We start from the raw sequence: 23,394 nt of genomic DNA on the forward strand, positions 1-23,394 counted from the left end.
TTATTTCCCCTTCCACAAAGACACTATTTTGTCTTTTTTAAAAAAAATTTAATACGTCAGTTCATACAAAAATATTGAAGTACCATTTAAATCAGGATTTTCTACAGGCATAACAGAATCATCATTTATACAATACCATCTATTATTTATTTTAGAATAATTTATATAATGACCTGAATTTACATTACGTCCGATATGATTTACAGCACTTATTAAACTATAAGTTTTATTATTAATTGTTATTTCTAATGATTCTATGAATTTAATATTTATCTTGCTTCCTGTATGCGTAGTAGCATCCATTCTAAATATTATAGGGGCTATAATAAGATACTGGCCCGTAGATAATATATTATATTTTGAATTAAAAATTACATTCCTATCATTACAGAAATTACAATCTTTATTTATGCGTTCAATATTTTCTTGATAATCTTTTAATAATCTTGAGACTGTATATATATATGGGTTATCATCTAAATTAGGCTTTGTATCATCATTAGGAGGAGGCACTAATTTTTGTTCATCTACATTCATACTAAATATAGAATATTCCTCACTTTTGGCTTCATCATAATGTCCCTTTGCTTCATGATAAAAACATTGAGATACTTTAGTTTTTATATTAGATAAATTAGTATTGGTAGCTTTACTAATATCTTCTAATAGATTAGATAGGAAGATAGTAGGGTCATTTTGCTCGCGTCCTATTGGAATATCTTTTCCATATTTTTCATTCCACTTTTCAAAAAAAATTTGCAATCGTACTCTTGATGGCGATTTTTTATTGTCTAATTCCTTTAAGATCTCCATATATGATGGAAAGTATTCTTCCGCTTTGCCTAGGTCGACTAGGCTGTATATCTCTTTTTTAAGCTCTACACATCTATGTATTAACTGAGTAGCCGAATTAAAAAAACAAGTATTAACTGAGTTTAGTATACCTTTTACATCTTGTATTTTTTTTACTTCTACATTTGAAGTATTTATGAGAAATCTACTTCTACTAAAGTAACCATCATATTTAGTTAACATACCATAGTTTCTTATTTCAGTTTTAAGAAGAGCACGTAAATTCTCAAATTTATTTTCTTTTGCGAAACCTCTACAAAGTTCACCAAGTCTACCATCTCTTATGCACCCAGATAAATTATTTGGAAATTTACTTATACCATTTATATGTGATAAAAAAGCTATAGCAGCACTAACTTTATCTTTTTGATTATATCTACCATACCAGTGATGCTTGTGTTTTTTATTATATGATGACTCAATGAACCTAATATTTATATAATTCCATATTCTTCTATTTATACGAGCAATAATTTCTTCTTTCATATAGACAATATTTTTTTTCATTTATGTTCCTTTAAATAAAATGATTTACCCTAGCAATTTGGGAGATTTTACTTCTTTATTTTCGATTATACATTCAAACTGATATAATTATTTCAGTAAAAAGTACTGATTATAGAAAAATTTTTATTCCTAAATATTATATTTAATTAGGTTCTGCGCACAGAACATATATTTAATGATTTTATACTTAAGCTTTATCTATTTAATATTGATTTCTATTCAGATTTCTTTGATTAACTATATTTATAGTTTACTGTAACTGTTAATATTAAACATATCTCTACAAAACTGAAAATTAAGATGAAAAATATAGCAATTATTGAGCCAATTGGTATGACTCTAGAGCAAGAAGCTCAGCTAAAAGAAATTTTAAAGGGTCACAAATTAAGTATTTTTGATAGTCGTAACTATAATGATCAAAAGCTCCTAGAGCTACTAAAATCTGTAAATATTATTTTATTAACCAATAGAACTCTTTCGTATGAACTTATTAGCCAACTTGATAATTTAGAATTTATTTCTGTAGCTTTCTCAGGAGTAGACCACATCGATAGCCAAGCTGTTAAAGAAAAAGGAATAATAGTTAAAAATTCTGCAGGATATGCTAACAGTGCTGTTGCTGAACTAACAATGGGTTTTATGATTTGTCTTGCAAGAAATATTGTAAACAATCATAACAATATGACTAATGCCATTGGAACAAATACAGGAACTGAGTTAAAAGGTAAAAAACTAGGAATTGTTGGTTATGGTAATATAGGCAAAAAACTAGAACATATTGCTAATGCTTTTGAAATGCAAACGATAAAGTATAATTCAAAGAGCTCCCAAAATGATTTGGAAAACTTATTTAAAGAAAGTGACTTTGTCAGCTTAAATATTCCTCTAAATGATCAAACAAAAGGTATGATTAATAGCCATTATTTTAACTTAATGAAACCTTCAGCATATCTAATTAACTGTGCAAGAGGACCAATAGTTAATCAGCAAGATTTAATTGATGCATTAGATAATAAGAAACTTAAAGGTGCAGCTATTGATGTTTTTGATACTGAGCCACCATTAAGCTCTGACAATTTACTTTTAAATAGAAAAGATATAATTGCCACTCCACATATTGGATTTAACACACAAGAAGCACTAGCTTCTAAAGCAAAAATCGCTATTAATCATGTTATAGAATACTTAAATAAAGATAGTTAATAATATTACTAACTTATTGCTTCTCTTTTAGCTGATAAAAAGTCTAATAAGCAGTCATTGAATAACTTAGGATTTTGTAAGAAAGCAAAATGACTTACATCTGGCAATATTAATAATCCTGCATTAGAAATCTCATCTGCCATATATAAAGTATTCTCTCTTTTTATAGCTTCTTCATCCTGAGAATCCACAATCCACACCGGAACTTTAATTGAGTTTAGCTGCTTTTTCGTAAGGTTTGGTTTCGTTGCCCACATATTAGCAATCTCTTTTAAGAGATTATCATATCCATTTGGTGTTAGAGATAACTTCTCATATTCTATCTGACTTCTAGCAACATATTTACTAAAGACGGGACTCTTGGCATAATCTTTAATTGCTTTAGGATTTGAATTAGCAGCGAAAGCAAAAAGTCTAGAAACTCTATTTGGATAGTTAATAGCAAGTTCAAGACCTGTATTTGCTCCATCACTCCATCCAACTATAGCAGCTTTTTTAAGATTTATAGAGTTCATAAAAGCAATAACATCAGAAGCCATTAACTTATAAGTGATCAGGCTACCATCATTAGTACTACGCCCTTGACCACGGCTATCAATTACAATAACTTTATAGTGCTTTTCTAATGCTCTTACTTGATTTCCCCAGTAATTTGAATTACCAACTCCTCCATGTAGCATTATTACAGGCTTGCCCTTGCCAAACTCTGCGTACCATAAACGTATACCATTTACATTTGCATACCCAGACTTCTCGGCCTTCGGCAATGTTGGTGTTGGAGGTAACTTTAACCACTGATGTGTACTTGCATAAACAGTAGTTAAACTAAGGATAAAAGCAAGCCATAAACAGATAATTCGCTTCATATATTAAGCCTAAGTATAATAACTATAGTAAAATTATTCTATCAACAAAATTGCTATAAAATTTTACTATTTACTCTTAGGAGAAGACAACTGATCTATTTCTTCCTTGAGATTTAGCTTGATATAACGCCTTGTCAGCAGCTTTTATAGTTTGGTTCACCGATAAATTATCATTAGCTGCGATACCACAGCTTATAGTATAATCGATACTTTGATCATCTATGATTAATTTCTGTTCTTGTACTTTAAGACGTATCCTTTCAGCAACATTTTTAGCATCATTTTTGTTTGTATCAGGCAAGAAAATTATAAATTCTTCTCCGCCAAATCTTACAGCTAGATCATCACTACGGGAGTATTCTTCAATTATATTAGCCAAAGATATAAGCACTTTATCTCCATGCAGATGAGAAAAATCATCATTTATTTTCTTAAAATGATCCACATCTATCATAATCACAGAAAAAGACTGAGTTTTAGTAAAGTTGGCATATTCTTTTTTTAGCCCTCTTCTATTTAAGAGTCCAGTTAAAGGGTCCTTTTGAGCATCCTCAACACTCTCTATCTCTGATTTTTTAATCTCTGTAATATCTTTTTGTATAGAACAAAAGTGTGTTACGCTATCATCAGGAGCTAAACTCAATGGAAAAATAGACATATCTACCCAATATACATCGCCTGATTTTTTATAATTTAACATTACTTCTCTAATTGGAGATTTCTTTTCTAAAGCCTTCCTGATTTTTGATATTGATTCTTCGCTCGTATCATAACCTTGAAAAATTCTAGGAGTATTGCCGACCAGCTCCTCTTTAACATAGCCTGTCAGTTCTATTAAATGATCGTTAACATATATAATTTCAGGACCATTAGGCTTATCAATATTATCAGCTTTTGTGATTATTACACCATCAATTGCATGCTCAACAATATCGTGAAATGCATGAGTATATCTATGTGTTACATCACTAAAAGTTACTACAACATTATTATTATCTCTATATGCATTAGTTAGCATCCAGATAGGCTCTTCTATATTTTCATTTGTCAAACCTATTATACGATTGATTATATTATCATCTTTTAAAGCAACTGTATGAGCAGGATAATGTTCTTTTTTAAGCTTATCACCTGAAGCATTAAGCAATGTCCAATTAATATCATCAAAGCTCTTATCAATAAGCTCTTGCTTTTGCATTTTGAGTATATCTAAAGCACTAGAGTTAACAAAGATCACTACCGAATTAGAATCATATACTATAACTCCGTCCTGAATCTTTTCCAAAAGGAGTTTAGTATTTAAATCTTCCATCTAATTATTCAAAAGGTCTTTAATTAACTAATTATATTGTAAATAATATCTAAAGGCTATCGATTATTATGTAAACCCTATTAAATAGAAAATTATTTTGGTTGCCAAACTATATCAAGCTCTTTGGCAGCTTTGACATCGTCTAAGCGACGTGAAGGTAGGCTATATGGCGCTTTTTTAAGATACTCAGGATTATCTTTTGCAATATCTCTAATCTCTACCATGGCTTGGATAAACTTCTCCATACTATCAACGTTTTCAGTTTCAGTAGGTTCTATTAGCAAGCACTCTGGCACCAATAATGGGAAGTACATAGTAGGAGCATGCACTCCTCTATCTATCAAACACTTAGCAAAATCTGTAGCTGTAACACCATATTTTTGCAATTCAGGTTTTAAAGTTACAATAAACTCATGAGATGCTCTTCTATCAGGATATGCTATCGTGAAACCTTCTTCTTTTAGGCGAGCCATCATATAGTTAGCGTTTAAAGTTGCTATTTCAGAAGCTTCAGTTAAACCATTACCACCCAACATTGCTCCATAAATATACGCTCTAAGTAGCACGCCAATATTACCATTAAATGCTGATAATCTACCGATAGTGTTTGGTACATCTTTTTCTTCTAACCATACAAACTTATCAGCTTTTTTACCAACCATTGGTACAGGTAAAAACTCTTTTAGTTTGTCATTCACAGCAACAGGACCAGCACCTGGACCACCACCACCATGAGGAGTAGCAAAAGTCTTATGTAAGTTCATATGTAAAACATCAAAGCCCATATCACCAGGACGTGCTTTACCCATAATCGCATTTAGATTTGCGCCATCATAGTACAATAGACCACCAGCTTCATGAACTTTCTTAGCTATTACAGCAATATTTCTTTCAAATACCCCAACAGTAGAAGGATTTGTAAGCATGATACCTGCTGTCTTTGGTCCAAGTACTTTATCTAATGCTTCAAGGTCAATATCACCACATTTCTTAGTTGGAATCTCGATAACTTTCAAGCCGCATACTTTTGCAGTAGCTGGGTTTGTACCATGAGCTGCATCTGGCACGATAATCTCATTACGCTCAAAATCACCTCTCTTATGATGATACGCTTTGATCATAGCCACACCAGCAAACTCGCCTTGAGCACCAGCCATAGGCGCAAGCGAAACACCTGTCATACCTGTTAGTTCTTTGATCAAATCTTGAAGATCGTATAGACACTCTAAAGTTCCTTGAGCACTTTGATTACTTGCATATGGGTGTCTCTCTAAGAAACCCGCAAGTGATGCATATTTATGTGCTGCACGAGGATTGTACTTCATAGTACAAGAACCTAACGGATAAAAGTTTGTATCTATACAAAAGTTTTTACGTGATAGCTGTGTATAATGTCTAACTACATCTAGCTCTGCTTGCTCTGGCAAAATAGGCTTTTTAGAACGTAGCATATCCGTTGGGATATTTGAAACATCGCCTTTCTTACTAGGCATTACAGCTGGTGAATTCACACCTCTAGTTTTTTCAAAAATAACCATTTTCCTAACCTCCTAACCTAGCTAAAACTTTTTTAGCTGCAGCAATATACTCAGCATGGTCATCTGCTGTATGAATCTCTGTAGAACAAATCATAATAGATTTTTCCAAATCACTACTATATTCGCCTAAGAAATAACCTGCATCAATACCTTCTTTTTCCATCTCTGTTACAAAAGTTACCGCACTTATAGGTAAATCAATAACTACTTCATTAAAGAATGCATTTTCAAACCTAATGCTCACACCATCTAGCTTAGATAATTCATTTGTCAAGTTTGTTGTATTTTCATGAGATACACTAGCAACTCTTTCTAGACCCTCAGCACCAAGCAAACTCATATAAATAGTTGCAGCAGTTACCATAAGACCTTGATTAGTACAGATATTAGAAGTAGCTTTTGCACGACGAATATGTTGCTCTCTAGCTTGTAGAGTTAAGCAAAAACCTTCATTACCATCTAAGTCAACTGTTCTACCAACAATACGTCCTGGCATTTGACGAATATGAGGCATTTTACAAGTCATAAAACCAAAATATGGACCACCTGAAGCTAGTGGCACTCCCATAGTTTGACCTTCGCCACATACTATATCCGCACCATTATCACCCCATTCAGCTGGCGATTTTAAGATTGCTAATGACATTGGATTTGTTACAGCTATTGCTAAAGCTCCATGTTCATGTGCCCAATTTGTAAGGCTATCAACATCTGCAAGTTGACCTAAAAAGTTAGGGCTTTGGATAACTACTGCAGCATATTGAGTATCTGCAAAATCAGCTAACTTTGCTATATCTGTTTTACCATTTTTAGAGTCTAGATTTACAACATCTACCTCAATGCCTTGATGCTTTGTAATAGTTTCTAATACATTTAAATATGTTGGGTGTAGTGCTTCAGCTATTAGGACTTTTTGTGATTTTGCCTTTTTATTAGAGCGAATCGCCATAAGTACAGACTCTGCTAATGCAGTTGCTCCATCATACATAGATGCATTTGAAGCATCCATACCTGTCAATCCAGCCATCATAGTTTGAAATTCATAGATAACTTGTAGACCACCTTGAGAAGCCTCAGCTTGATACGGTGTATATGCTGTATAAAATTCTCCACGAGCTACAATATCCCATATTGCTGATGGAATATAATGACTATATGCTCCAGCTCCTATATAGTTTGTATTATGATGATTCTTATTAGCTCTTTTTCTAGCTAAATTCGCTAGCTGTATCTCATTGATACCATCAGGAATTTTTAAGGTCTTTGATCTTAATTCTGAAGGAATTTCATCAAATAGTTGATCTACAGAGCTTGCTCCTATAGTATCCAGCATTTTTTTAATTTGTTCTGGTTTATGTGGAATAAAAGACATATTTCCTCCATGCCTTTGAATGAAAATAATTAATTTATAATAAGTTAGTCATACTAAATATTAATCAATTTCTGAATAATTAAAGATTTTAACTTTGGATCTTTATTTTAGTATATTAAGAATTATTTAGTCTTCCATAACTTTTACATAAGCATCAGCAGTTAGTAGATTAGCTAACTGAGACTCATCAGAAATTTTTAGTTTAAATAACCAACCATCTTTGTATGGTGCATGGTTTACCTGAGAAGGATCATCTACTAGAGATTCATTTACTTCAATAATTTCACCATCTAGTGGTGAGTAAACATCTGATGCTGCTTTCACAGATTCTACGACACATGTATCATCCCCTCTTGAAAACTCCTCCCCAACTTCAGGAAGCTCAACATATACTAAATCTCCGAGTAATGATTGAGCGTGTTCTGTAATACCTACTGTTACTTCATCACCCTCTACTTTTATCCACTCATGCGACTCTGTATATTTTAATTCATTAGGAATATTTGACATTTTTTACCTCCAATAATTAACCAGTTTAATTTTTCGCTTAAAATTTCCAATACTAATAGTTTAAAATTCATTGTCATTCTAAATCCTAGCTAAAATGACTTGAATACTTTATATCATCTATATTAAAGATTTACCATTTTTAACAAATCTAGGTTTTACAATCTCTACATCTAGCTCTTTACCACGAATGTTTACTTTAGGATTAGATCCTTGTTTTGGTACATATGCCAAAGCTATAGCTATTTTTAAAGTTGGTGAGAAACTACCACTTGTAATATAACCTTTTTCACCATTATCTAAAATGATTTCTTGACCAGATCTTAAGACACCTTTTGATCTAAGAACTATACCAGCCCATTTAGTGTCAACGCCCTTTGCTTTTTTAGCTAATAGAGCTTTTTTGCCAATAAAGTTTCTACTCTCATCAGATAAATCAACGCTCCAACCAAGACCTCTTTCTAAGGGTGTTGTTGAGCTATCCATATCTGAACCATATAGATGCATCCCAGCTTCGAGTCTAAGAGTATCTCTAGCACCAAGACCAGCCGGAGTTGCACCATGTTTCAATAGGTTATTCCAAAAATCCATAGCTTGATCTGCTGGAAGCATAATCTCAAAACCATCTTCTCCGGTATAACCTGTACGTGCAAACATCCATTTACTAAAAAATTTAAATGAAAAAGGCTTAAGGTGACCTAACTGCTCAGCAATTTCTGATGTCACTACATGCTCAACTACTTCAGCTGCTTTTGGACCTTGAACTGCTACTATAGCTAGATCTTCTTGAGGAGTTATCTCAACTGTAAAATCTTTAGCATTTTCTCTAAACCATGCTACATCAGATTCTCTATTACCTGCATTTACAACGATTCTAAAGTTTTCCTCATCAATCTTATAAGTAATTAAATCATCAACAATTCCAGCTTCGTGATTTAGCATACAACCATACTGTGCTTTGCTACTAATCAATTTAGCTACATCATTTGCCAACATATGGCGTAAGAATTTTTCAGCATCCTTACCTTTAATATCTACAGCAAGCATATGTGAAACATCAAATACACCACAATTTTCTCTAACATTATTATGCTCTTGAATCTGTGAACCATAATTAATCGGCATTGACCAACCAGAGAAATCAACCATTTTTGCATTCGCAGCTACATGTGCTTCGTAAAGAGGAGTTTTAAACATAAGAAATTACCCACTGAATTTGAACCTTAACAAAAGACACTATACATCTTTTTATAGTCTTTTATAAGCATTTTTTCTCATTTTTTTTATGATTTTTGTTCATCAAGAACTTTTATATATAACTTACCATCTTTAGCTCTCTCTGGACCATGAATATCTGTATCAAATCCTGGTAACATCGAGCCTATTTTTTCTAACATTAATAAGAAGTCTAAAATTACTTTTGATTCTGCTGTTACTCGCTCGCCTGGAAATATCACTGGAATCCCAGGTGGATATGGAAGTATCATAACAGCACAAATATGCCCGTATATATCAGCTAGTGGAACTTTTTTAACTTTGCCTTTTAGTAATTTTTGAAAAGCTCTATGCGGATTTAACTTTTGCTCTGGTAAAACATTAAAAGCATGGTACATTAAGTTTGGTAAGTTAGCATCTTTCATATATTGATGTAATTGCTCACTAATCTCTTGTATTTTTTTACCGTCATAGAACTTAGCATCTTCTGCGTACAAAGTTGGTAGCATCTTTTCTATTAAAGTATTCTCATCATACATCTGCTTAAACTTATTTAATACAGATATAAGTCTTACAGATTTTGCTTTTGTAGTTCCTAAACTAAATATAAACAATAAAGAATAAGGTCCAGATTTCTCAACAACAATATCATGCTCATCTAAGAACTTAGCTACAACATCTGCCGGAACACCCCATTCTTGAACATCATTATCTTTTATCCCTGGAGTTAAAATAGTTATCTTAATAGGATCTAATGATAGAAAATCATCATCAACATTTTTAAAACCATGCCATTTATCAACATTTCTAAGCGACCAAGTCTCTTTATCTGAAATGTCATCAGGCTGCCAAACATCAAAAAACCAGCCATTAGCCTCAGATTTTAATTTAACTAACTCCCTTCTAAAATCTATAGCTAAATTAATAGTTTTATCTATAAGATTATATCCTTGCTCACCCTCCATCATAGCAGCGGCCATTTCAGTGCTTGAAACAATTGGGTAAAATGGTGATGTTGATGTATGCATCATATAGGCTTCATTTAAAACTTCTTCATTATAATCACCTTTGATATGAAGCATAGATGATTGACTAAATGCTGCTAAAAGCTTATGGGTTGACTGTGTCTCAAAAATTATATGCTCAGGTTTAGGATCAATCTGCATAGCAGTTTTATGTTTATATATTGAGTGAAATATTGCATAAGGAATCCATGCACTATCAAAGTGTAGTTTTTTGACATCTAATTCATTATGTATTGTATCAGTATTATATAAAATTCCATCATAAGTAGAATTTGTGACAACCGCATATTCTGGCCACTTATCTGCAATACTACTATTTTGTATTTTATTTTGAATTGCTTCTTTTTGAAATTCAGCTTTGGGAATTCCCCCAATTATGCCATAAGCATTTCTAGTTGGCTTAAGATATACAGGATTAACATCGACCATCATCATCAGATGAGTTATAGACTTATGGCAATTTCTATCAACTAATATAGTATCACCATCAGCAACACTATACATACCAACAATCTTATTAGCCGTTGACGTGCCATTAGTTACAATAAGAGATCTTTCAGACTTAAAAACTTTTGAAATATATTCTTCAGCATCTTTATGAGCCTCTGAGTGATCTAGTAAGCTACCAAGTTCTTTCATTGAGATTGATAGATCAGTTTTAAAGACATTCTCACCATAAAAATCATAAAATAAAGCACCAACTGGAGATCTTTGGAAACCATAACCTCCTTGATGCCCTGGTGTACAAAATGCCGAATTAAAATCTTTTGAATACTTAAATAACTCATAAGTCAGTGGTGGCAGAATATCATTAAAATAATTTGTGATAGTTTTATGAATAAAATCCGAGTCTTCACCAGCTAAAGCGTCATACTGGATAAAGTTAATATTTAGATTAAAATCTCTTAAATTAAGCTTTATACTTTGACTATAATCAGAAGCTACAAATATAGGTAGCTTTGTATTTAAATGGGCAATGTTATGAAAAGCTTCGATATTAAAGCTTGCTCTATCTAAGACGATACAACATATCCTAGAGTTCTCCTCAAGAATCTCAACAACCTCTGACATATCGTCTATAACCAAAGTATTATAATGATAACTTTTAAGATCTCTTTCGATTTTTAGAAGAAATTTTTCTTTGTATGATTTTAAAGAACTATTGTAGACAAACACCACAGTTTTCATAGTTTTACTACCTATAAAAATAACTATCTACTAATGCAGTATACTAAATGTCTATTAATTAGAAATGTTTTTATTAAAGAAATATAAAAAAATAGAGTTATTCAGAATGCTGAACTAATTGGATTTCACCATCTACTAATCTATAGATTTTATTCATTCTTTGAGCTAGTTCTTCATCATGAGTTACAATTACAAAACTAGTTCCAAAATCATCACTTAACTGCTGCATTAGTTGAAAAATGCTTTCAGATCGTTGACTATCAAGATTTCCTGTTGGTTCATCTGCTAAAATGCAACTTGGATTAGTCACAAGTGCTCTAGCTATTGCTACTCTTTGACGCTCTCCACCTGAAAGCTCTGCCGGTTTATGATTTGCTCGATGATCTAAGCCAACTTTCTCAAGTATTTCTTTGGCATATTTGATAGAATCTTTTTTGTTATATTTCTTAGTGATTGCTAAAGGAATCATAACATTCTCTATAGCCGTAAACTCAGGTAAAAGATGATGTAACTGATATATAAAACCTAAGTGTTTATTACGCATCATTGCTCTTTTATTAACAGATTGGTTATCAAATCTTTCACCCATTAAATACACTTCACCAGAGTTACATTTATCTAACCCACCCAGTACATTTAATAAAGTTGTTTTACCAGAACCTGATAAACCTAATATAGCGACTTTTTCACCTTTTTTAATCTCAAGATTAATATCTTTAAGAATAGCTATATCATTCTTAAATTCAGTATATTTTTTTGAAACATTTTTACAGTTTAAAACAATATCACTCATATCTTAGCGCCTCTACTGGTTGAACTCTTGAAGCACTCCAAGCAGGATACAATGTTGCTAAGAAACTTAAAAACATTGATACTAAAGTCACTTTAACAACATCAGAGAACATTAAATCTGATGGAATATAGTCAATCAAATAAACACTAGCACTTAAGAACTGCCTACCTGTAACATGCTGGATAAAATTAACTATTTCTGTAGCATAAGTTGATAATATCACCCCTAAAAATACACCAATAATTGTACCTATTAGACCGATTATAAAACCTTGATATATAAATACTGTGATAATTTGGCGTGAGGACATTCCCATAGTTCTTAATATAGCAATATCACTACGCTTATCTGTAACCACCATCACCAAAGACGATAATAAGTTAAATATTGCTACTGTTATTATCAATAGCAATATAAAGAACATCATAGTTTTTTCCATCTTCAAAGCATCAAAGAATGATTTATTCTCATCTGTCCAATCACGAGTAAAATAATAAGATGATAAGCCTCCATCATTTAGCTTATTTTTAATGATAGGAGCATCATAGACATTTTTTGTGCCTAACTGTAAAGATGTAACAGCATTTCCTGTCTCAAAAACTTTTTGTGCGTCTTTGAGATTAATCATCGCATAATAGGCATCATACTGATAACTCACAGAGAAGATTCCCGTTACTGTAAACTGCTTGATCCTAGGAATCATACCGGCCGGAGTTAGACTAACTTTTGGCACAATAAGAGTAACTTTATCACCCACAGATACACCCAAGTTGCCTGCTAAAACACTACCTAAAATTATATTATAGCCCTTACCATCATCTAAAGATGACAGGCTTCCATCAACAATATGCTTCTTAATAGGCAAGACCTTAGTTTGATATTTTGGCTCTATCCCTTGGATCTGCACAAACGCGGTTGTACTACCGCCAGTATTTGCACTAAGTAACCCTTGAGACTCTACTATAGGAGCAGCTGAAGTGACTTTCGGATTATTTGCCAGTATCTTTTTTGAAAGAGGTTGCCAATTATTAAGTTTCCCACCCATTTCATATACTTTTAATGGCGGCACCATCATTAGGATTCTACTTTTAATCTGTTGATCAAAACCATTCATAACAGACATCACAGTGATTAAAACTGCAACACCCAAGGATATACCCAGAAAAGATATTGCTGAAATAATAGATATAAACCTATTACGCTTCTTCGCACGAATATATCTTAAGCCAATAAATAAAGGTAAACTTCTAAACATTTAATTTTTTAATAAGAAAAATTGTATTATAGGATAACATATTAGGATGTGAAAAACATTTCAAAAATATTTACCAAAATTTACCGATACTTAAAATTATAGCCTTTATTAAAAATTAATTGTCCTTGTTAATTTTACATAATTGCTATAACACTTTTTTATCTTATAATTAAGCAAGATCATCTTACGTTAAAATAAGAAGCAAAATGAAAGATTTAGTTAAGTCTCGAGTTAATTACATTTGCATCTATTTAGGAGGATTAGTTATAACTTATACAGGTATAACATTTTTAATCTTGGAAACGATGTTCTAAATACAGTTAATATATTTTGACTACACAAAGTCAAGTGTTGTACCCACACGCTATAACTCTAAGCAACACTTAGATAAATCCCTTAAAAAAATCAAAATGTATTGACTGTATTTAAACAAATTATAAACACTTATTCATATATAAGTAACACTACCAGCGCTGAAAAATTTCCATGCAAATGTCCTTTATAGCTTTGCCTGTTTGTTTAGCTTTTTCAACATCTTGAGCATGAATATTTGTCAATACAATGGTATCAAATGGTCGAGTCTTATACTCAGGAAGTAAGTTGACTATTTCATAGTTTTCCTCACCAGGCTCATCAAAATATTTTTCTGGAAGTAACCCTATTCCATAACCTAAACGCACAAGATCTCTTAACTGCACTAACACATCTGTTGCAAAGTTACCATTGATTACAACTGAGTGCTCTTTATTATCATCATCAAGTAGATTCCAGCGAGTTTTTGACCAAAGATTTGTATATAAGCAGTTATGATCTTTAAGATCTTCTAATTTCTTTGGTTCACCATGCTGTTTTAAATACTCTCTAGAAGCAAAAATCTTCATAATATCTGAACGTCGTGTAACAATATTCCAGTGATCAGGATTTATTGCATGAAAGAACAAATCTTCTATTATACAAATATCAAAATGTTGAATAAAGTTTTTAAGCTTAAGAATTTCACGCTCCATCATATTAAATGTATATGTTGATAGCTCAATTTTAATATTTGGAAATTTTTCTTTTAGCTTTGGATAAATGTTATAAATAAAAAAGTATGAAAAACCAATAGACAAAAATATTTTGATAGGAATATTCTCATCATCAAGGTTGCTGATATTACCCTCCACATCATCTAATACTTTTTCAATACTCTCAAGATGGTTTAATGTCGAGTTATATAAAATTCTACCGGCAGAAGTTAGCTCAATACCTTTGTTTGAGCGTGTAATTAATTTCTTACCAATTTGATCTTCAAGTTGTGAAATTTGTCTTGAAATAGTTGTATGTGCTATTCCAAGCACTGCGCTTGCTTGCGAAAAAGAACCACTATTTATTAATGTTTTAAAAAAAAATAAATTATCGTAAACTTTCTTCATCTCTATATTATAAGAAAATTATATAGAGTAATAATATCAACTTATTCTATGTTTTGTTTGCTATTCTTGAAAATTAACTACAAAAAATGACTTCAGAAACATATTATAAATTTCCTAGATAAATTTATAATATTGGTTATAGCTAGCTTAAACCTATAAAAATAGATTATAAAAGCTGCTCGATAAAACTTTAATAAACGATATATAAAAAGTGCTTCTAAGACTATAAAGGTTCCTGTTAAAAAGCACATTGATGCAATAAATAAAGCTATAACCCAACTACGCATTTCTAATACCTCTAGATAAAATAAAATATGCTCCAATATCTGGTCTTTTGCTTGTTATTGACTTTGGTAACTGATGTTTTGTTAGTTCCATATCTTTACATGACTTAAATAAACGTATTAAAAAATTACTCTTCACATTACTAACTAACTTTTTTGAAGGGAGTAAATGAAAAGTGTTAATATCTTTATATAACTTATAAAATACAGTCTGAGTAAATTTATATTTATAAATAAACATCATCATTGGCATTCTATATTTTGGTTGAAATGCATGAAGATGTAATTCACATTGAGAGTTTCTACTATCAATATTTTTAACTAAAACATAACCCACAGGGGTATCTTTTTCATCTGTAAAAACAATATGATCACATTTTAACTCAAATATTCTTTGATAAAACTTCTCTATAGTTAATGGGCTCTGTATATAGGCTAAAATACTTTTAACTAATTTATCTGTATAACTAGTTCTCTTAGTATCATGATAAAGTATAGTATAGTTTAGACTCATTTTACTCTCCTAGGATTAGTTTTTATCTAAATAGCTTCTGCAACATCATTACCATATGCCCAGACTCGATCAATATACTGCTCACCCCAATCATCCATTAAAAATAATAACTGCTGTTCAAAAACTTCTGGATCCATAGGTTCGCCTTTAAATGGATTCTCTGGATTATGGTGAACACACTCAATACCAAATAACTCCTTTGACATCGTCAAGTAATCTCGTGTATGTAAAATGTATGCATGCCAAACTTCATCTAAGTAATTCATTGAATCCATCATAAATGATTTTTGTTTCTCTAAGCGCCATCTTTGTGCAGAGTAAAGCCAACACATAAAATCTGTAAACCACTGTTTTGCCTGTGCTCTATTCATTTTTAGCTCTTTCATAACTCTCAGAATTACTGACTCATTATTCCAGTTTAAAATATCAGTCTTTAATGGAAGTTTTATTTTTTGCATACTACTGTCACCCTATTTTTTTACTAGTCTTTTACTTCTATAGTTACTAAGCCGCGCACATTATTCCACAAGCTTTGCAAGATAGTGATATATTTGATGTTAGTCTTTTCAGATTTTCAATTGTTCTCATTTTTTTCTCCCTTTTATATTTAAAAAAACCTCTAAACTCCACATGAAACAACGTTACAAGATGCTATCTGCGTAGTTAATTTCTTTAAGTTTTATTCTTTTATCAGCTCTGATTAACCTCCACATGGTGGAACGCTACATGCTGCTAATGTTTGTGATGTTAGTTTCTTTAAGTTCTTGATCGTTTTCATTTTATTTCTCCTTTTTTAACTTTTCTCTAAATCTTTATTCTTTATCAGCTCTGATTAACCTCCACACGGTGGAATGCTACATGCTGCTAATGTTTGTGATGTTAGTTTCTTTAGGTTCTTAATCGTTTTCATTTTATTTCTCCTTTTTTAACTTTTCTCTAAATCTTTATTCTTTATTAGCTCTGCTTAACCCCCACATGGTGGAACGCTACATGCTGCTAATGTTTGTGATGTTAACTTCTTTAGGTTCTTAATCGTTTTCATTTTATTTCTCCTTTTTTAATTTTTCTCTAAATCTTTATTCTTTATTAGCCTGCTTAACCCCCACATGGTGGAACGCTGCATGCTGCTAATGTTTGCGATGTTAACTTCTTTAGGTTCTTAATCGTTTTCATTTTATTTCTCCTTTTTATTTTCTTTTCATCTTTCAACCTCTCAGCTGATAATGAGTATTATATGAGGCATGACTCTTATCTGGAATACTATAAAATGAACACTGCTGTGCAAAAATGCATAAGCAATCATAGGACTAGAAAAGATAGAGGAAATAAAAATAGTAATCTTTTACTTAAAATGAATATCCAAACTATCCTTAAAAACTAATTTATTAATATCTGATAATTTACTATTTAAATTTCAAATTACTTTTCACTGAATATAGCTAATAGTTAAGATAAATATTGCTGTAAAAAAGTTTTCTTTCTCAATCACACCGTTAGAATAAATTGTATAAAATAGATTTTTAATTCTAGTTAAAGAATTATATTTTGGAAATACTTCTAGCATAAAAGTCATTTATAAATCTGACTAAATATAAGTATTCAACAATACAATTAAACATACAACCGGAGAATAGGTATGACTGAAACAGAAATACATTCACTACTACTTGACGCTCACCCGCACCCTATCGTCTTTGTTGATAAGGACTATATTATTAGATACATGAACAAAAAAGCGAAATTTTGGTACAATCAAGAACGCGGATACCCTAATATGATTAGTAAGGTATTATTCGAAGGCCATAATAAGCAAGATCCGAAGAAGTTATAAAAAGCATGCCGTAGCATTAAAGAATCATGCAGCTGAACAGTTCCTATATGTGCATAAAGGATTAAATATGCGTCTATATATGACTGCTGTTAGAAATGATAAAGGTGAATTTTTAGGATTTTTTGAAAGGTTTGAAGGTAACTATACTTTATAAAAGCATAACTTAAACAACTAATAGCTTCTATAATATAAATCTGGACTTTAAAGTATATATTTGGAAAACATTTCTTGAAAAAGGTCTGACGACTACCTACTTTCACCTGGGCAAATGCCAGACTATCATCGGCGTGAGCCCGTTTCACTTCTGAGTTCGGAATGGGATCAGGTGGTTCCAGACTGCTATCATCGTCAGTGGGTACTATAATACTCCTCTTAATTTATATGTCAACCTATATATCAACAGAAAAATTACTCTATAAAATTCTAATTATTTTTATTTAAGTATAAGTATTGGCTTTCCCTTATTAATAATTAAAATCATAAAGGATGCTAGCATAGTATATATGCAGATTATATCTACAATATGCATACTAAATACGCTCATTATACTAGCAATAACTCCAGATAATAAAAACTGTAATAAGCTTGCACCAGCAGCTCCTTGTCCAGATAATCCAGGTATGGAACTAAGTGCCAATGTTAAACTACATGGTCTAGTAATAGTCCCACCAGCTATCATTATTAGTATCAATATACTAAAGATATAAATATTAGAATTATTAGTAATAGAGAGTACTAATAATAGCAATGCACTTGTTAACATAATTATGGTACCTATAACAATAATTTGAGCATTATGATATTTAATACTTAATTTATTTGTAACAACTCCACTAGCAAAAAGCATTAAGCCATACAGTACCATAAAGAAACTATATACAAATAGATTATAGTGCATTTGTATTACTATTATATAAGAAGACATTATTACAAAACAAAAATGAACAGAGTATCCTAGTGCATACTGTATATTACGTTTCATATAGCTAGGATTATATCTCACTAAAGTATAATAGTTATTAATAATGTTTTTACTATTGATAGAGTTGGAAGTATTAGTTTCTTTAAAGAAAAAAACTATAAAGACAAATGTTAAAAGAAATACTCCTGAACTTAAGATAAATGTTCCACGCCAACCGGAGATATACACAAGAAAAGATCCTAGAGATGGAGCCACTGATATTATAACTCCAGCAATCATAGTTGAATAACCTCTTAGCCGTGTAGCTATAGGACCATCATGTAGATCCCTAATAATGGCATGCATAACTACAAAGCATGAAGCTCCAACAGCCTGTAATATTCTGAAAGTAAGAAGTTCCCAAAAGCCACTTGCCAACCCACATAAAAACGTTGATACAGTAGCTAAAAATAATCCAATAATTAAAATCGGCTTTCTTCCATATTTATCAGATAAAGGACCTACAATTAATTGTGAAATAGCAAAAGTGATTGAAAATATTGTAAAAGTCCAGCTAATTGCTGTACTACTAACATTTAGTGATTTAATTTGTTCAGGGACACCTGGTAAATATATATCTAAAGTAAATATTCCAGATATGGCGATACATGTAAGAATAAATTTAATCATAATTTTCCTTTTATTAATAAAGTATGTACCTTCATTTAGAATATTTTTTTTAAGAGAAAAGTTGCTAAAATTACAGCTTCAGAAGATTATGACTAGTAACCTAGATATTAATTATGTTCTGCTACCTTCCCATTGATAACATCAATTGTGTGATGGATATGTTCACCATTCGAGTTAGAATAGTCAAACTTTTGAGTTACATTTTGACTAGCATTTCCAATAACCATATTCTTAACTTGGTTAATATAAGTTTTACTAATGCCTGTAATATATCTAGACATATTACTAGTGTAAACTACTGGACTTTTTGATTCTTTAACTGATTTGATTTTACTATACCCTTGATGTATTTGATTAAGCCATGCATTTTTCTCTTTAGAATCTAGAGTATTGGTAAAAGTAATGTTTAACGGCCAACTGATATACTCTTTTGTAGTAGTCGTCTCATCTGCAGTTTTTTGTATATATTGATTTTCAATATTAGTATATTGGTTCATAAACTGCTCTGACTTCTTAGAAGAAACTATCCAGTTTTGTAAATTACTAAAGTTTATAGAAGTCTTAACTATCGTAGTTATTTTCTTACCATTATGATCTAGAATATAACCAGATGTTGTAAAAGATCTAGTTGATGCTGTTACAAAGCGTCCACCATTTTTATCAAAATTTTCATTTGAAATTACATTTGGTGAATCTACCAAAGTATTCTTAGTTACAGCGCCTTTAACTATACTTTGACTCTTATCTAAATATAGAAGTAAATTTCCTGCGACTGAAAAACCATCATTAGCATTATAAACTTTTATACTTATCTTATGACTTTTACCATCTGACAATAAACTTGCAAAAGGAGTTAGGTTTACTCGATATGGATCAAAGTTTAATGTTTCTATTGCTGGAGTTGGACGCCATAAATAAGGATCTACTCCACCAGTATATATTTTAGGAAATATTGGTACAATCCCAACTAGCTGTCCATCAATATATACTTGTCCTTCGCGAAAAGCTCCATTACCACAAGTACCTAGCCTCTTAGCTAAGCTACTTGGTACACATTGGAACCATTGCTCATCTATCTTTTGACTTTGTAATGTAACATCTAAATAAGCCTTAGTAATATTTCTTGGGAAAGTTTTACTAATACTATAAGTAGAGTCAGAATTTACTAAATAACCAGGTTTAAAATTATCAGTCCCAGCAAAACCTATAACTTTATCTGCAATAGATGTACTAAGTTTTGCTTGCTTAGTTTCTGGATAAAATAATAGTTTTGATGACCCTACAGGGTATCCAGGTCGCTTAGGAGTAAGCACATTTGGTAAAAACACAAAGCCTTTGCCACTTTTCATAAGTAAATTTTGATACTCAGTGATATCGCTTTGAGTTTGCCATTTTGACCCTTTTACTTCTGCAGTAGTACCAAAGAAAAGATTCACTCCATCTAACCATAAAGATGCTGTACGATCATACTGTACACCTTTTTTTGTTGCAAAGGTATTTTCTAAAATAACTTTTGACCATGGACCTGGACAATTTTTAGGAGGTGTATAGCTAAAACTCTTTTGCTGAGTATTATTAAATTTCAAATTATTATATAAATTAACTACACACGGCTTCTCATTAGGAACATTTAGGCTAGATTCAGATGATAAAACCTTATCTTTTTTATAGCTATCCTTAGCTGTTACAGCTACTCTAAGAATATCATTTGTTGGCTGAGTATTTTGATTTAAATCATAACTATAACCTAAAAAAGGAAATAGCAAAGCTATGGATAGACCTATTTTTTTCTTTCTTTTTTTAGTTTTTCTAAACATACTCCACCTCATTACTCAAACTATTCTTACTACATTTACCTTGTGTCTTTAGATTAACGCATTGCCAGCCCGTTACTTTACCTTGTTTAATAATTGGAGTAAGTTTCAAATTAATATTTTTACTTTCAAAACTAATCCCTCCAACACTAGTTACTTTTGTATAGCTAGGTACTGTAATGCCTCCTATCAGATCATTTACAGCTCCAGATCCTAGCATATATTGACCTTGGTGCTGAAGTATATTTTGTTGTATTACATCTTGAAGATTCTCTAAATATACTGGAGATTTCTTATCAATCTCACTAGAAAAACTATAATTAAATGAAAGTAATACACCTATTAATAGTGCAAAAAGTTTCATTATTGATTTACTCATTAAATATAAATTAATTATTTATTATAGGATAATTCTAAATAGTTTTTATACTTTTTTCTCTATTTAAAGACCAAAATAATAAAACTCTTATTCTAAGACTAATATATATTAGTTCCTATTTCATACCCTTCTAGCAAGAAAGGAATATTTTCACCACACTCCTCATATGGACTAATCTCACCACTTGCAAACTTTGCTTGAAGTTCTTCATTATCCATATATTCAGTATCAAAATCAACATATACAGAACCAAGCAAATGATTGAATTCATGCTGAAAAATTACTGCAGCAATCGAATCTAACTTACCAATAATTTTCTCACCATATTGACTATATGCCTCATATTCAATTTCTTTGTATGTTGCAAGCTTACCTCTTTTTTCACCTATAGCACTTAAGCAACCATGCCAAAAGCTAACTCTTTCCTTAGAGGCTTTTGTAATTTTTGGATTAATAAACACCTGATATGCTACACTCTCAAAATCTAATGGATATCTAGAATTAGAACCATCAAATTCAAGCATAAATATTTGATAAGGATAGCCAATCTGATTAGCTGCCAGACCGATACCGTTACCACTCATTTTTTGATGCATCTCAGAGATAATATCTTGTATTTTAGCACTTTTGATATCTGTTACAGGTCTACACTTTTGATATAGAACTTCGTTATTAGGATCGTTATATTGTATAAACTGTGAATCCATCTTATACCTCACTAGAATATATTTTTATAGATAAAGAATTATATAAATAACTTTATACTAAGTTATTATTTAACTCCAATAATACCATTAGTAGAATCAAATAAAACACTTTTAGTATAAAACAATGCATGGCCAGAATTAACTCTATCTTCCCTATACTGAGAAGCTCTAACAAAAGTTGTTGTTGCGATATTAAGATCACTTGATGCAAATAATGCCGATTTTAGCTTACTATTTACTAACTGATCTTTTTTTATATATTGTTTTAAGCGTTCAGGAACTCTTGAAAATAATAAGTGAGTATAATATCCCCCTGAATCCAATAATGTTCTAATTGTTTTATCAAATATAACTTCTCCATTATTATTTATGAGAGTATATCTAACAGGGACATATGGATCCCAACATTTAGTTTTATTTATGGGATCTCTTGGAGTAACTGTATTATGACATCTTACCGTAGATCTTATTTTATAAGTTGTATATTTATCTAAAGTTTCTCTTGTTGAAGCTCCAAAAGATATAGCTTGTTTTGGTCCATCTATTATCATTAGCTGGTTATAAGGGCTTGGTAAATAATTCCAAGGAGAGTTTTGTGTAGCCAGCTTTAAGCCTAAAATCCCAGCATAACCTTTAAAAGTACCATTCGGAACCATAATAATTGGCACATGTTTGGCTGTAACTTTTGGCTGTGTATCAAATGTAATATCTGAATAAACAAGCTCACCTATAACTTTTGATTTTAGATTAGCATAGCCATAATTAATAGTTACTTTTTTATCGGTCGCTTGATAATTTGACAAATACTTTTTCTCAAGAACTAAACGTGAAGATCCTGTATCTATCTCAACAAATGCTTTTTTCTCAGACATATTACCCTTTCCTACAAAAATAGCTGTACCAATACGAGCTTTATGGAATCTTTTTATTGGTGCGGAAATCATTTTTGGCTTTTCTAAAGCATCATTTGTAGTATCTGTGAGCTGACTTGCAGATAAGTTTAATATTGGAATAAATAGTAGCAATAATATTTTAATATTTTTTCTTGATAAACTCATATCTAACAAACACTCAAGTTAAATAATTACTACATACATAATATCTTAGCCATAACTAATGTTGCAAATATTTGAAGTTATAGACAAAAAAGATTGGGGCTGTCCTAGATAAGTTTACTTTAAACTCTCTCTAACCCAGTGTCTAATTAGCTTTAGCTGTTCCTTAGA

At 31.3% G+C, this 23,394-nt stretch carries 19 protein-coding genes and 1 rRNA gene; 1 reads left to right on the plus strand and 19 read right to left on the minus strand.

Annotation, left to right across the window (positions count from 1 at the left end; all coding sequences use genetic code 11):
- Positions 1–48: 48 nt before the first annotated feature.
- On the minus strand, positions 49–1,359 hold the full coding sequence (locus F3D62_RS04615; protein WP_150467074.1) for a ubiquitin carboxyl-terminal hydrolase: 1,311 nt from the start codon (positions 1,357–1,359) through the stop codon (positions 49–51).
- A 300-nt stretch (positions 1,360–1,659) separates the two neighbouring features.
- On the opposite strand from F3D62_RS04615, the gene F3D62_RS04620 reads away from it, so the two are divergent.
- On the plus strand, positions 1,660–2,562 hold the full coding sequence (locus F3D62_RS04620) for an NAD(P)-dependent oxidoreductase (RefSeq protein WP_150467075.1): 903 nt from the start codon (positions 1,660–1,662) through the stop codon (positions 2,560–2,562).
- Between the two features lie 8 nt (positions 2,563–2,570).
- On the opposite strand, the gene F3D62_RS04625 is transcribed toward F3D62_RS04620, so the two are convergent.
- The 18 genes from F3D62_RS04625 to F3D62_RS04710 form a co-directional block, all read right to left on the minus strand.
- The gene (locus tag F3D62_RS04625; RefSeq protein WP_150467076.1) at positions 2,571–3,428 is read right to left on the minus strand and encodes an alpha/beta fold hydrolase; all 858 of its coding nucleotides are present in this window, start codon (positions 3,426–3,428) and stop codon (positions 2,571–2,573) included.
- A 76-nt stretch (positions 3,429–3,504) separates the two neighbouring features.
- Positions 3,505–4,740 (minus strand): sensor domain-containing diguanylate cyclase, encoded by a 1,236-nt coding sequence (locus F3D62_RS04630; protein ID WP_150467077.1) that lies wholly within the window; start codon positions 4,738–4,740, stop codon positions 3,505–3,507.
- A gap of 92 nt (positions 4,741–4,832) precedes the next feature.
- Positions 4,833–6,278, minus strand: coding sequence for an aminomethyl-transferring glycine dehydrogenase subunit GcvPB (gene gcvPB / locus F3D62_RS04635; RefSeq protein WP_150467078.1), 1,446 nt, complete (start codon positions 6,276–6,278; stop codon positions 4,833–4,835).
- A 4-nt stretch (positions 6,279–6,282) separates the two neighbouring features.
- On the minus strand, positions 6,283–7,650 hold the full coding sequence (gene gcvPA / locus F3D62_RS04640; protein WP_150467079.1) for an aminomethyl-transferring glycine dehydrogenase subunit GcvPA: 1,368 nt from the start codon (positions 7,648–7,650) through the stop codon (positions 6,283–6,285).
- Between the two features lie 126 nt (positions 7,651–7,776).
- Entirely contained in the window at positions 7,777–8,160 is a 384-nt protein-coding gene (gene gcvH / locus F3D62_RS04645) for a glycine cleavage system protein GcvH (RefSeq protein WP_150467080.1), read from the minus strand.
- Positions 8,161–8,277: 117 nt separating this feature from the next.
- Positions 8,278–9,354: a glycine cleavage system aminomethyltransferase GcvT gene (gene gcvT / locus F3D62_RS04650; protein WP_150467081.1), complete on the minus strand. Its 1,077-nt coding sequence runs from the start codon at positions 9,352–9,354 to the stop codon at positions 8,278–8,280.
- Positions 9,355–9,440: 86 nt separating this feature from the next.
- Positions 9,441–11,585, minus strand: coding sequence for a lysine decarboxylase LdcC (ldcC, locus tag F3D62_RS04655; RefSeq protein ID WP_150467082.1), 2,145 nt, complete (start codon positions 11,583–11,585; stop codon positions 9,441–9,443).
- Positions 11,586–11,682: 97 nt separating this feature from the next.
- Positions 11,683–12,378: a lipoprotein-releasing ABC transporter ATP-binding protein LolD gene (lolD, locus tag F3D62_RS04660; protein WP_150467083.1), complete on the minus strand. Its 696-nt coding sequence runs from the start codon at positions 12,376–12,378 to the stop codon at positions 11,683–11,685.
- Positions 12,371–13,633 (minus strand): lipoprotein-releasing ABC transporter permease subunit, encoded by a 1,263-nt coding sequence (locus tag F3D62_RS04665; protein ID WP_150467084.1) that lies wholly within the window; start codon positions 13,631–13,633, stop codon positions 12,371–12,373. Before F3D62_RS04665 ends, lolD begins: the two co-directional genes overlap by 8 nt.
- A 464-nt stretch (positions 13,634–14,097) precedes the next feature.
- Positions 14,098–15,048 (minus strand): LysR family transcriptional regulator, encoded by a 951-nt coding sequence (locus F3D62_RS04670; protein ID WP_150467085.1) that lies wholly within the window; start codon positions 15,046–15,048, stop codon positions 14,098–14,100.
- Between the two features lie 279 nt (positions 15,049–15,327).
- The gene (locus F3D62_RS04675; protein WP_150467086.1) at positions 15,328–15,846 is read right to left on the minus strand and encodes a hypothetical protein; all 519 of its coding nucleotides are present in this window, start codon (positions 15,844–15,846) and stop codon (positions 15,328–15,330) included.
- Positions 15,847–15,872: 26 nt separating this feature from the next.
- Entirely contained in the window at positions 15,873–16,304 is a 432-nt protein-coding gene (locus F3D62_RS04680; RefSeq protein WP_150467087.1) for a hypothetical protein, read from the minus strand.
- Between the two features lie 1,610 nt (positions 16,305–17,914).
- Positions 17,915–18,030: ribosomal RNA gene (gene rrf / locus F3D62_RS04685) — 5S ribosomal RNA — on the minus strand.
- Between the two features lie 80 nt (positions 18,031–18,110).
- The gene (locus tag F3D62_RS04690; protein WP_150467088.1) at positions 18,111–19,268 is read right to left on the minus strand and encodes an MFS transporter; all 1,158 of its coding nucleotides are present in this window, start codon (positions 19,266–19,268) and stop codon (positions 18,111–18,113) included.
- A gap of 107 nt (positions 19,269–19,375) precedes the next feature.
- On the minus strand, positions 19,376–21,085 hold the full coding sequence (locus tag F3D62_RS04695) for a peptide-N4-asparagine amidase (protein WP_191092536.1): 1,710 nt from the start codon (positions 21,083–21,085) through the stop codon (positions 19,376–19,378).
- A complete protein-coding gene (locus F3D62_RS04700; protein WP_150467090.1) occupies positions 21,078–21,461 on the minus strand; it encodes a hypothetical protein in 384 nt (127 codons plus the stop codon). Before F3D62_RS04700 ends, F3D62_RS04695 begins: the two co-directional genes overlap by 8 nt.
- A 98-nt stretch (positions 21,462–21,559) precedes the next feature.
- Positions 21,560–22,168, minus strand: a complete 609-nt coding sequence (locus F3D62_RS04705) for a peptide deformylase (RefSeq protein WP_150467091.1) — start codon at positions 22,166–22,168, stop codon at positions 21,560–21,562.
- Positions 22,169–22,233: 65 nt separating this feature from the next.
- Positions 22,234–23,226, minus strand: coding sequence for a hypothetical protein (locus tag F3D62_RS04710; protein ID WP_150467092.1), 993 nt, complete (start codon positions 23,224–23,226; stop codon positions 22,234–22,236).
- Positions 23,227–23,394: the final 168 nt, after the last annotated feature.

This window comes from Francisella sp. SYW-9 (genome assembly GCF_008711465.1).
Lineage (GTDB): Bacteria > Pseudomonadota > Gammaproteobacteria > Francisellales > Francisellaceae > Francisella.

What these genes read in the sequence shown, in the direction of transcription:
- F3D62_RS04615 (WP_150467074.1), bottom strand. Translation starts at nt 1,359, where the DNA reads ATGAAAAAAAATATTGTCTATATGAAAGAAGAAATTATTGCTCGTATA.
- F3D62_RS04620 (WP_150467075.1), top strand. Translation starts at nt 1,660, where the DNA reads ATGAAAAATATAGCAATTATTGAGCCAATTGGTATGACTCTAGAGCAA.
- F3D62_RS04625 (WP_150467076.1), bottom strand. Translation starts at nt 3,428, where the DNA reads ATGAAGCGAATTATCTGTTTATGGCTTGCTTTTATCCTTAGTTTAACT.
- F3D62_RS04630 (WP_150467077.1), bottom strand. Translation starts at nt 4,740, where the DNA reads ATGGAAGATTTAAATACTAAACTCCTTTTGGAAAAGATTCAGGACGGA.
- gcvPB (WP_150467078.1), bottom strand. Translation starts at nt 6,278, where the DNA reads ATGGTTATTTTTGAAAAAACTAGAGGTGTGAATTCACCAGCTGTAATG.
- gcvPA (WP_150467079.1), bottom strand. Translation starts at nt 7,650, where the DNA reads ATGTCTTTTATTCCACATAAACCAGAACAAATTAAAAAAATGCTGGAT.
- gcvH (WP_150467080.1), bottom strand. Translation starts at nt 8,160, where the DNA reads ATGTCAAATATTCCTAATGAATTAAAATATACAGAGTCGCATGAGTGG.
- gcvT (WP_150467081.1), bottom strand. Translation starts at nt 9,354, where the DNA reads ATGTTTAAAACTCCTCTTTACGAAGCACATGTAGCTGCGAATGCAAAA.
- ldcC (WP_150467082.1), bottom strand. Translation starts at nt 11,585, where the DNA reads ATGAAAACTGTGGTGTTTGTCTACAATAGTTCTTTAAAATCATACAAA.
- lolD (WP_150467083.1), bottom strand. Translation starts at nt 12,378, where the DNA reads ATGAGTGATATTGTTTTAAACTGTAAAAATGTTTCAAAAAAATATACT.
- F3D62_RS04665 (WP_150467084.1), bottom strand. Translation starts at nt 13,633, where the DNA reads ATGTTTAGAAGTTTACCTTTATTTATTGGCTTAAGATATATTCGTGCG.
- F3D62_RS04670 (WP_150467085.1), bottom strand. Translation starts at nt 15,048, where the DNA reads ATGAAGAAAGTTTACGATAATTTATTTTTTTTTAAAACATTAATAAAT.
- F3D62_RS04675 (WP_150467086.1), bottom strand. Translation starts at nt 15,846, where the DNA reads ATGAGTCTAAACTATACTATACTTTATCATGATACTAAGAGAACTAGT.
- F3D62_RS04680 (WP_150467087.1), bottom strand. Translation starts at nt 16,304, where the DNA reads ATGCAAAAAATAAAACTTCCATTAAAGACTGATATTTTAAACTGGAAT.
- F3D62_RS04690 (WP_150467088.1), bottom strand. Translation starts at nt 19,268, where the DNA reads ATGATTAAATTTATTCTTACATGTATCGCCATATCTGGAATATTTACT.
- F3D62_RS04695 (WP_191092536.1), bottom strand. Translation starts at nt 21,085, where the DNA reads ATGTTTAGAAAAACTAAAAAAAGAAAGAAAAAAATAGGTCTATCCATA.
- F3D62_RS04700 (WP_150467090.1), bottom strand. Translation starts at nt 21,461, where the DNA reads ATGAGTAAATCAATAATGAAACTTTTTGCACTATTAATAGGTGTATTA.
- F3D62_RS04705 (WP_150467091.1), bottom strand. Translation starts at nt 22,168, where the DNA reads ATGGATTCACAGTTTATACAATATAACGATCCTAATAACGAAGTTCTA.
- F3D62_RS04710 (WP_150467092.1), bottom strand. Translation starts at nt 23,226, where the DNA reads ATGAGTTTATCAAGAAAAAATATTAAAATATTATTGCTACTATTTATT.